The sequence below is a fragment of the Emticicia sp. genome, from assembly GCF_049241225.1.
Lineage (GTDB): Bacteria > Bacteroidota > Bacteroidia > Cytophagales > Spirosomataceae > Emticicia.
The window spans coordinates 1-8,897 of record NZ_JBMLRC010000262.1 but is presented as its reverse complement, the minus strand read 5'-3'; the positions used below and the strand labels follow the sequence as shown (position 1 = coordinate 8,897).

11 protein-coding genes are annotated in these 8,897 nt (G+C 38.0%); 10 read left to right on the top strand and 1 reads right to left on the bottom strand.

The features are described 5' to 3' along the window. Positions 1 to 391: 391 nt before the first annotated feature. Positions 392 to 691: a hypothetical protein gene (locus tag ACOVO2_RS14120; RefSeq protein WP_421770599.1), complete on the top strand. Its 300-nt coding sequence runs from the start codon at positions 392 to 394 to the stop codon at positions 689 to 691. 100 nt (positions 692 to 791) lie between these two features. On the opposite strand, the gene ACOVO2_RS14115 is transcribed toward ACOVO2_RS14120, so the two are convergent. Beyond that, positions 792 to 3,011 carry a DUF5916 domain-containing protein gene (locus tag ACOVO2_RS14115; protein ID WP_421770598.1) on the bottom strand — a complete coding sequence of 740 codons (2,220 nt, stop codon included), beginning with the start codon at positions 3,009 to 3,011 and terminating at the stop codon, positions 792 to 794. 176 nt (positions 3,012 to 3,187) lie between these two features. On the opposite strand from ACOVO2_RS14115, the gene panD reads away from it, so the two are divergent. From panD to ACOVO2_RS14070, 9 genes are all read left to right on the top strand, one after another. Next, positions 3,188 to 3,538 (top strand): aspartate 1-decarboxylase, encoded by a 351-nt coding sequence (panD, locus tag ACOVO2_RS14110; protein WP_421770597.1) that lies wholly within the window; start codon positions 3,188 to 3,190, stop codon positions 3,536 to 3,538. Positions 3,539 to 3,630: 92 nt separating this feature from the next. Continuing rightward, on the top strand, positions 3,631 to 4,617 hold the full coding sequence (locus ACOVO2_RS14105; protein WP_421770596.1) for a lysylphosphatidylglycerol synthase transmembrane domain-containing protein: 987 nt from the start codon (positions 3,631 to 3,633) through the stop codon (positions 4,615 to 4,617). Positions 4,618 to 4,698: 81 nt separating this feature from the next. Then, positions 4,699 to 5,184, top strand: coding sequence for a D-glycero-beta-D-manno-heptose 1-phosphate adenylyltransferase (gene rfaE2 / locus ACOVO2_RS14100; RefSeq protein ID WP_421770595.1), 486 nt, complete (start codon positions 4,699 to 4,701; stop codon positions 5,182 to 5,184). A 79-nt stretch (positions 5,185 to 5,263) separates the two neighbouring features. Beyond that, entirely contained in the window at positions 5,264 to 5,965 is a 702-nt protein-coding gene (locus ACOVO2_RS14095) for a zinc metallopeptidase (protein WP_421770594.1), read from the top strand. A 131-nt stretch (positions 5,966 to 6,096) separates the two neighbouring features. Then, on the top strand, positions 6,097 to 6,276 hold the full coding sequence (locus ACOVO2_RS14090; RefSeq protein WP_421770593.1) for a hypothetical protein: 180 nt from the start codon (positions 6,097 to 6,099) through the stop codon (positions 6,274 to 6,276). Then, positions 6,254 to 6,754, top strand: coding sequence for a DUF6169 family protein (locus ACOVO2_RS14085; RefSeq protein WP_421770592.1), 501 nt, complete (start codon positions 6,254 to 6,256; stop codon positions 6,752 to 6,754). The genes ACOVO2_RS14090 and ACOVO2_RS14085 overlap by 23 nt, the downstream gene beginning before the upstream one ends. A gap of 4 nt (positions 6,755 to 6,758) precedes the next feature. Further along, positions 6,759 to 7,907 (top strand): iron-containing alcohol dehydrogenase, encoded by a 1,149-nt coding sequence (locus ACOVO2_RS14080; protein ID WP_421770591.1) that lies wholly within the window; start codon positions 6,759 to 6,761, stop codon positions 7,905 to 7,907. A 62-nt stretch (positions 7,908 to 7,969) separates the two neighbouring features. Further along, positions 7,970 to 8,719 carry a hypothetical protein gene (locus tag ACOVO2_RS14075; protein WP_421770590.1) on the top strand — a complete coding sequence of 250 codons (750 nt, stop codon included), beginning with the start codon at positions 7,970 to 7,972 and terminating at the stop codon, positions 8,717 to 8,719. Further along, a partial coding sequence (locus ACOVO2_RS14070) for a hypothetical protein (protein WP_421770589.1) occupies positions 8,716 to 8,897 on the top strand: 182 nt, incomplete at its 3' end. The genes ACOVO2_RS14075 and ACOVO2_RS14070, both read left to right, overlap by 4 nt.

Genomic DNA, 8,897 nt, shown 5'->3' with positions numbered 1-8,897 from the left:
ATAGTCAGAAATATGAGAATTTAAAACCAAGTCGTTTGAACTAAGGTATTTTGAAATCCAAACCACGTTTTAGCATCTCCCCAAAGAGCTAAAATTCTCATAAAAACGTACTTTCCTAAAATTAAAAACGTGCTTTCCTAATAATTAAAAATGAAATTTCCTGAATAGTATGATTTTGTATTTTAACATTTATTCGGGACTAAAAAGAGTAGAATCTACCCCAGAGGAGTTTGATATTGACGCTCGCCCCGATGGGGCTTATGAAGCTGAGAGGTCACATTCTCTACCGATTTACAACTCCTATGGGGTATTTTTACTTTTAAATTGCTGATTATGAGAATTTTATAAAATTCTAGTAATTCCGAACTCACGTTATTAAAAAAAAATAGCAATGGAAACCTTAGCAAAAAAACAAATTGTTTATGATTACGTAGCGAATTGTTTGTCGGTCAACGACAAGGCGGATCTCGAAGCGGAAATGCAGATAAACTCAGAATTAAGGCAGGAAGTAGCAAGAATGATTCTGAAAAGACTACAAGATGAACAACGAGTAAGAAAGCATAGCGAGAAGGTAGAAACAGATCGAATTGAAGTACAAAAGGCAGCATTGAAAAAGGAGAATAATATCTCTATCAAAGATGCAATCAAACAGAAATGGGGGAAATTATTAGAAAATATTTTGAGTAATTGAAAGTAGCTTTTGTCAGGAAACAACGCATTTAATGTACAACATCGTAACCACTAAAAGTAAATACCCCGCTGGGCTTGATTCCAACGGGGTTATTTTTTTATCAAAACTGCTTCAAATAACTAATTTTCGCAATCACATGATTTTCTTTTTCATAACGAATATCGCTCGGCTCACTTACATTATTAAATCCTCGACGATTTAAAACCACATAAATATACGACAGCGGTTGGTATTCCCACGATAAACGAATGTTATAATTTTTAGAATTATTCTCCGAATTTTGCTGATAAAAACCTATCAACTGTACTCTTGGGTTTAAAGCAAAACGCCCTTCGATTGAATACAAATCAACTTTTTTGCCATCAATTGCATCACCTACTTCTTTGAAACCATTCCGATTATAACGCCCCGAGACCGAAATATGCGGAATTGGTGCAAATTGCAGCCTAATATCAGTAGAATTTAGTTTTCCATCAAAATACGTTCCCCAACTGTGGTCAACTACAACATTAATAATTTTTGAAGGGTCGGAACTCGCAAAAATTTGATGACGAACATAGTTAAAATCGCCCACGTTGATTGTTACGCCTAATGGCTGAAATGGCTCAGTCAAACGCTGAAAAGTTGGATTAATCAAATACCCGAAAAATCCGCCATTCTGAAAATTAAACCAAATAGGGTTGATATTAATTTGGCGTTCTATCAACTGCCCCGTTGAAGCTTGGTGATAAAACTCGGTCATGATTCCTGGCTCAAATGCTCGAATGTACTTTTTCGGCAACCATTTTCCACGATTATAAATAAAAATACCTGGGGTTGTACCAATAACATCTGTACGCGAAACAAAACCCATTTCGGGATTATAATCTTTTGTAACGACCGACTGAGTCCACCAAACTTTAAACTGATTATTTGTAAAATAATATTGAGCAAAACCCGAAAAACCCTGCTGACCAGTATTAGTCGTTTTTGAGTAAGTAGCCATTGCATTGACCGAATGCGACTGATTCAAACGAAAAAATCCGTCAACCGTACCAACAATATTTGAGCCTTCTGGTCGATTTTTGACAGTAACAAGTCCACCAACACGGCTTTGTTCACCAAAGTTTTCAGAAAAACGTCCTACAAAAAAGTTGGTTGCTGGCGTCTCTCCTACCCCACGCTGACGCATCGCAATTACCCCAAAATTTCGCTTCAATGAACGATACACAAAACGCCCACCTGCATCAATCGGAATTGGATTCCCGAAATCATCTAAGCCAATTCTTCTACTAAAAAAAGGTTGCACACGCATCGTTCCACCCGAAAAATCATCATTTGGGCCAACTCCTACACCAAAAAGCGAGGCGTTTTCAAGAAAAAACTGACGTCTTTCAGGAAAAAACACCGAAAAACGGGTAACATTATTCACTTGTCGGTCGGCATCGGCTTGGGCAAAATCAGTATTGGTCGTAAGGTCTAAAACGGCATTTGAGTTGATTGCCCATTTTAATTCTCCGCCCAATTTAAAATTGGTTTCGGTCGGTTTCGGTATTTTTTGACCACTATATTGGTCGTACGAAGTCAAGAAATAAGGTTGAATTCGGATATTAGGCGATGGCGGTGGTGGCTGAAGATTTTTCAGTTCTCCCGCATAAGTCATGCGTAAATTAGAAAATGTGCGAGGATACGGCGAAAAAGCAGTTTGTTCGTTGCTCATTCGGCGGCTACGAAAAACATTAAATCCCCACGTATGTAGGCTATCAGAAGTTTTCGGATAACGCAAAGTTTGCCACGGAATTGCCATTTCTGCCACCCAGCCCGAATCAGTACGAGTGGTACGTACTCGCCAAAGGCCATCCCAATCAACATCATAGTAAAGGTCATCAAACGAAAGCAAATCTCGCTGCACACCATACGGGTTTGTTACTAAAACCATCGCATTGCGTCTATCATTAAAACCATCGAACGATAAAGCCACCATATCATGCTGACGAAAGCTAAAATCACGCTTAAAATCAGTAGCACGAATGGCTTTTTTACCCAGAGAATCTTTAGCAAAAATGCCAAAATACAAATATTGTTTATTGTAAAGTACCTTTACTTCGGTGTCGTGCGTAGGTTTATTGCCTTGAAAAGGTTCGATTTGGGTAAAGCCTGATGTTGGTTTTACTTTTCGCCATTCGGCATCATTCATCACTCCATCAATGCGTAGTGAAGAATTAATTTGGGTTGCTTCGATTTTCTTTTTGACAGAATCTGGTTCAAAAATATTGGCATCTTGAGCAAAGGCTACAGAGGTGGTGGCTACTAAAAAAAAGAGGAGTAGTTTTTTTATCATTTGTAATAAGCTTTTTCAATACAAAACTAAGTAAAAAATTTAATCTGAATTTTATTGTTGTGTCAAATGTTTCTTTCACAAGCAATTTTATAATTTTGCAGTCCGTTTGAAGATTTAAAATCTAAATTATCGCTCGGGCGACACTATCGTAAATCAAAAATCGTAAATCAAAACAGATGTTAATCAATATTTTCAAATCAAAAATCCATCGAGTGAAAGTCACTCAAGCCGAACTCAACTACGTAGGAAGCATCACCATCGACGAAGATTTGCTTGATGCCGCAGGAATCATGGAAAATGAGCGAGTACAAGTCGTAAATAATAATAATGGTGAACGCTTAGAAACATACGCCATCAAAGGTAAGCGTGGCTCAGGTATTATTTGCCTGAACGGAGCCGCCGCTCGCAAAGCCGAAGTGGGCGACATCGTGATTATTATTTCTTATGCTTGGATGACCCAAGAAGAAGCAAAAACTCACAAACCAATGATTGTTTTTCCTGACGAAAATAACTTGGTAGTAAAATGATTGTAGCACAATTCTCCAAAATTGTGTAGCTAAATATATTGTAATAATGCTCAGTCAAGGCGACAGCTTACAAAGCTGGCCTACATTAATAAATGAAAAAAACACTCCAGTACCTTATCTCACTGACAGTTGCCGCTGTTTTGGTTTGGTTTACGTTCAAAGACATCGACCTAAACACCCTCTGGGAAAAAATAAAACAAGCCGATTATCGCTGGGTAGCACTTTCGGCCGTGATGGCTTTGGTGGCTCATTGGAGTAGAGCTTATCGTTGGGTTTTGATGCTTGAGCCGATGGGCTATAAACCTTCGGTTTTTCGCACAACATTGGCGGTTTTGGTTGGTTATGGGGCAAATTTAATCTTTCCAAGAGCGGGGGAGGTAGCTCGTTGTGGAACTTTAAACAAATTAGAAGATATTCCTTTTGAAAAATCGTTCGGAGCCGTAATAGCCGAGCGTTTGATTGATGTTTTGGTGCTTCTATTATTGATTTTCTTGAATTTTATTCTCGAATTCGACCGTCTGAAAGACGTTTTCTTCAATTTTTTTGGCGAAAAATTCAAAAATCCGCTCCTACTCGGAAGCTATGCTTTAGTGGGAATCGGCTTACTTGTGGCGGCTTATTTTCTATTCAAGAAAAATCAAGAAAAAATCGCACAAAATACTATTTATCAGAAAGTTGCTAAAATAATCGGAGGTTTTGCCAGTGGTTTTATGAGTGTCAGAAACCTTAAAAATCCTTCGGCATTTATATTTCATACGATTTTGATTTGGACAATGTACTTCGTAATGACTTACGTTCTTTGCTTTGCATTGCCCGAAACCGCTAATCTTTCGCCATTGGCGGCACTTTCTATTTTCGTGATGGGCTCCATCGGAATGGCAGCACCCACGCAAGGTGGCATTGGCAGCTATCACTTTTTAGTAGGAAGTATTGTGGTGCTTTACGGACTTTCACAACAAGATGGTATTACCCTCGCTACATTCCTTCATGCCATGCAGGGAATGGTATTTGTAGCTGTTTTTGGTATTATTGCTTTTTTACTGACTTTGGTTTTACCGAAGAGGGAAATTAAATCATAAATCAATTCCGTAGAGACATTTCATACAACGTCTCTACTAACAAGCTAAAAATCAAAAATTTTTAGAATATTTCAAAAAAAAATGACCGAATCAAAAATATTAAGTCTAATAGAAGCCAAACAGCAAATCGAACAATGGCAATCTGAAGGTAAAAAAATCGTTTTTACTAACGGATGCTTCGATATTGTGCATCTCGGACACATTGATTACCTCGAAAAGGCTCGAAACTTGGGTGATAAACTCGTACTTGGTTTAAACACTGATGCTTCGGTGAGACGTTTGAAAGGAGAAAGTCGTCCTGTGATTAATGAATACGCACGTTCACGCATGATGGCAGCGATGAGTTTTATAGATGCTGTCATTTTGTTCGACGAACCAACGCCAAAAGAGCTAATCGAGACACTTTGTCCGAATATTTTGGTCAAAGGAGATGATTATACGGTCGAAAATATCGTTGGTTCAGATTTTGTGATAGCCAATGGAGGCGAGGTAAAAACCATTTCATTGGTAAAAGGTTATTCAACCAGCTCAATTATTCAGAAAATAAAGTTAATTTCGAATGATTGAATGATAGCATGAGCGAATGATGCTCTAAGATTATTTACTCTATCATTCAATCATTCACACATCCAAAATTAGTAATAATATGATAATGATTATTGGTATCGTCTTTATGGTACTGGGCATGATAGTATCAGGACGTTTGAAAAGTAAATTTGCACAGTATTCGCAAATACGTTTGAGAAACGGCATGACAGGAGCGGAAGTAGCTCAACGAATGCTACACGACAGTGGTATTTATGATGTAAGAATCACACAGGTTGAGGGCCAGTTAACTGACCATTACAATCCACTCGACAAAACCGTAAACCTCAGCTACGATGTTTACACGGGTTCGAGTGCAGCTTCGGCTGCGGTAGCGGCTCACGAGTGTGGACACGCCGTACAACACGCCATGGCTTATGCTCCGCTCAAGATGCGTTCGGCCTTAGTGCCTGCCGTAAATGTGGCTACTAACGTGATGAACTTTGCCAATATGTTTTTGATGTTTGGCGGTATATACATGATTTCTCAAGGAAGCTCGTTTGGTAATATTTTATTGATGGTTTTAATCGTAGCGAATGCTGCGTTGGCTCTATTCTCGCTCATTACATTACCCGTAGAATATGATGCAAGTAACCGTGCCTTGAAATGGATGGAGAGTCGTGCAATCGTAACCACAGGCGAACACGATATGGCCAAAGATGCTCTTAAATGGGCGGCTTTGACTTACGTAGTTGCGGCAGCAGGTGCGGTGGCCAACTTGCTTTACTATTTAAGTATTTTCTTGGGTAGAAGAGACGACTAAGCCTTTCTGACAATTCGAAAGAGTTGTATTACAAAACCACGAATTTAACACACCTTTTGTTGAATTCGTGGTTTTTTGTTGTAAATTCGTACTTATAAATTTCTAAAGAATTCAAAAATAATATAGAAATAATGACCGCTCCAATTTCCAAAATTCAGCGTTTGAGAGGCTTGAACTTAGCAAAAAAGCTAATCGAAAGTCAAAGAGAAAGTCATGAGGAGAGTCTTAATGCCATGAAAGACCCTAATTCAGATTTAAGTAAGGCTATCGAAAAACTCAAACGCAACAATGCAAAATCTGTCGAGCTATGACTTCATTTTTGTTGGAGGCACAGAAAACTCCTATGTTTTTGAAACAGAAATTGGTGTCATTTACGAAATAAAATTCAAACCCTCGAAGTATATTTTTGAGTCTGGCTTTTCTTATTCTGATTTTACTTTCGAGTTTGTTATCAAGATTTTAGAAAATCCTGTCCATAAATCCCCTCCACTTGATTTAAGAGTATCAGCAACTACTGCTGAAATTTTTATTGACTTTTTCAAGAACGAACAAAATATAATTGTCTATACTTGCGAAACCAATGATGCTAAAGAATATGCCAGATTCCGAAAGTTTAATCAGTGGTTTAAGTCTTTCAATGATGGGACTTTCAAGAAAGAAGATTTTAAATTAAAAGATAAACTCACCAATATCATTTATTATAGTTCAATAATCATCAAAAATAATAATCCAAACAAACATGAAATTCTCGCAGAATTTGCAGAAGTCATGGAGCAGTATTTGAAATAAAACTATGAACTTCAACAACGTTTTCCAATTCAATTTCCCTACTAAAATCCGATTCGGTGCGGGTATAGTATCTGAGCTTCCTGCTTATCTGAAAGACAATAACCTTTCAAAACCTTTGGTCGTGACCGACCCAAATGTAGCCAATTTGCCGTTTTTCAAGCAAATTATTCAAGATTTATCATCAAAAGGTATCAGCGTTGAAGTTTTCAGCGATATTCATAAAAACCCCGTAAAATCAGATGTGTATAAAGGTGACGAAGCCTATTATGGCACTGAGCGTGATAGCATCATTGGAATCGGTGGCGGTGCAGCCATTGATGTGGCAAGAGCCATTTTATTGAGAATCAATCATCGAGAAGATTTATTCAAATACGATGATTTGATTGGTGGCGATGTTTACGTAACCAACGATGTTCCGCATTTTATCACGATTCCAACAACGGCAGGAACAGGCAGCGAGGTTGGCCGTAGTGCCATCATTGCCGACGACGAAACGCATCAGAAAAAAATTCTTTTTTCGCCAAAATTGCTCGCAAAAATCATTTTTGCCGACCCATTGCTTACGATGGATTTACCACCATTTATTACAGCCGCAACGGGCATGGACGCACTCACGCACAACATGGAGGCTTTTGTGGCCAAAAACTGGCATCCGATGTGTGATGGTATTGCTCTGGAAGGAATTGCTTTGATTCACGAATCTTTAGAAAAGGCCGTCAACAAACCTGATTTAGAGTCACGTAGTAAAATGTTGATTGCTTCGTTGATGGGTGCGGTGGCATTTCAGAAAGGTTTGGGCGTGGTGCATTCATTGGCTCACCCGCTATCTTCTTTGCTTGATACACACCACGGTTTGGCCAATGCCGTAAACATTCCGTACGGAATGAAGTTTAATATTGCAGGTTTTGAAGATAAATTCCGTAGAATTGCACGTACGCTTGACTTGAGAGATGAATCGGGCGAGGCGGTTGTGCAGTATTTGTTTGAGCTAAACACCAAAGTAAATATTCCGCATCGTTTGCGAGATATTGGTGTAAAATCGGAGCATATCGAAACACTAGCCGATTTGGCGATTGCCGATTTTGCTCACCCAAATAATCCAAAACCTGTATCAAGAGAAGATTTCAAAGAGTTGTATTTAGAGGCTTTGTAAAAAATAGCTTGGCATTTTGTAGTGAAATCGGTCATACTTTCTAACAATAAAAACTATTTATTATGAGAAGTTTTACTAGTACTTTCGTCGTATTTCTGTTATTATCGAATACTATTATTGCTCAAATCAGTAATAATAAGTACGATTATTTCTTACGAAATGCCAAAGTTGCCGATAATAGCGATAGCCACATTGAAGTTAACCCGACCTCAGGAGACACCACTTTCAGAGCATTTTATACTATCCGAGATGTTGTAAACAATACCAATCAGGATTTTAGTAAAACTTATAAAGGAACACCGTTTTTTAAGAATGGCTGGTATAAGGGTTCATTCAATACCGAAAGCGGTAAAAAAATGGAGTTTGTAATGGCGTTTAATGTTCAAAAAAATGAGCTGTACATCGTAGAAAATGCAAATAAAGAAGCCATTGCCATTCGTCCAGATGCCTTTACCATCATGGGGCACCACTTTAGTAAATTTGAAAAGGCCTACTATGAAGTAATCTATATCGGTAAAAATACTCTGCTCAAAGAATACGCTTGTAATTTACATACCAATGATAATGACTTAAAAACAGGCTACGAATCGTCTGGTCAATATGATGGAGAATTTACGAAGTCATCGAAATTGCTCTTATTTAAAGATGAGCAAGTGATTCAGCTACCTAAAGGAAAAAATATTTATGCACTTTTTGGTAGTAAAAAAGCCTTGGTTGAAGCATACGTAAAAACGAATAATATTAATTTAAAATCAGAAAATGGTATCGTAAGTACACTAAAATACTACGATTCACTCGAAAATCCACAATGAAAATAGGTATTACAGACTGCGGAGAGAAACATCCCATCTATGAAAAATGGATTTTATCACAAAATGCTTTGGTCGGCAATTCTCGCATCGAAGTAGTTAAACTTGGCTATAAACTCAACAATCTACACGAAATAGAGCAGTGTGATGGTATTATCTTGTCAGGTGGCGAAGATGTACA

Excerpts from the sequence above, each read along its gene's own strand:
- ACOVO2_RS14090 (WP_421770593.1), top strand. The coding sequence starts at position 6,097 with ATGACCGCTCCAATTTCCAAAATTCAGCGTTTGAGAGGCTTGAACTTA.
- ACOVO2_RS14115 (WP_421770598.1), bottom strand. The coding sequence starts at position 3,011 with ATGATAAAAAAACTACTCCTCTTTTTTTTAGTAGCCACCACCTCTGTA.
- ACOVO2_RS14080 (WP_421770591.1), top strand. The coding sequence starts at position 6,759 with ATGAACTTCAACAACGTTTTCCAATTCAATTTCCCTACTAAAATCCGA.
- ACOVO2_RS14120 (WP_421770599.1), top strand. The coding sequence starts at position 392 with ATGGAAACCTTAGCAAAAAAACAAATTGTTTATGATTACGTAGCGAAT.
- rfaE2 (WP_421770595.1), top strand. The coding sequence starts at position 4,699 with ATGACCGAATCAAAAATATTAAGTCTAATAGAAGCCAAACAGCAAATC.
- ACOVO2_RS14085 (WP_421770592.1), top strand. The coding sequence starts at position 6,254 with ATGCAAAATCTGTCGAGCTATGACTTCATTTTTGTTGGAGGCACAGAA.
- ACOVO2_RS14095 (WP_421770594.1), top strand. The coding sequence starts at position 5,264 with ATGATAATGATTATTGGTATCGTCTTTATGGTACTGGGCATGATAGTA.
- ACOVO2_RS14105 (WP_421770596.1), top strand. The coding sequence starts at position 3,631 with ATGAAAAAAACACTCCAGTACCTTATCTCACTGACAGTTGCCGCTGTT.
- ACOVO2_RS14075 (WP_421770590.1), top strand. The coding sequence starts at position 7,970 with ATGAGAAGTTTTACTAGTACTTTCGTCGTATTTCTGTTATTATCGAAT.
- panD (WP_421770597.1), top strand. The coding sequence starts at position 3,188 with ATGTTAATCAATATTTTCAAATCAAAAATCCATCGAGTGAAAGTCACT.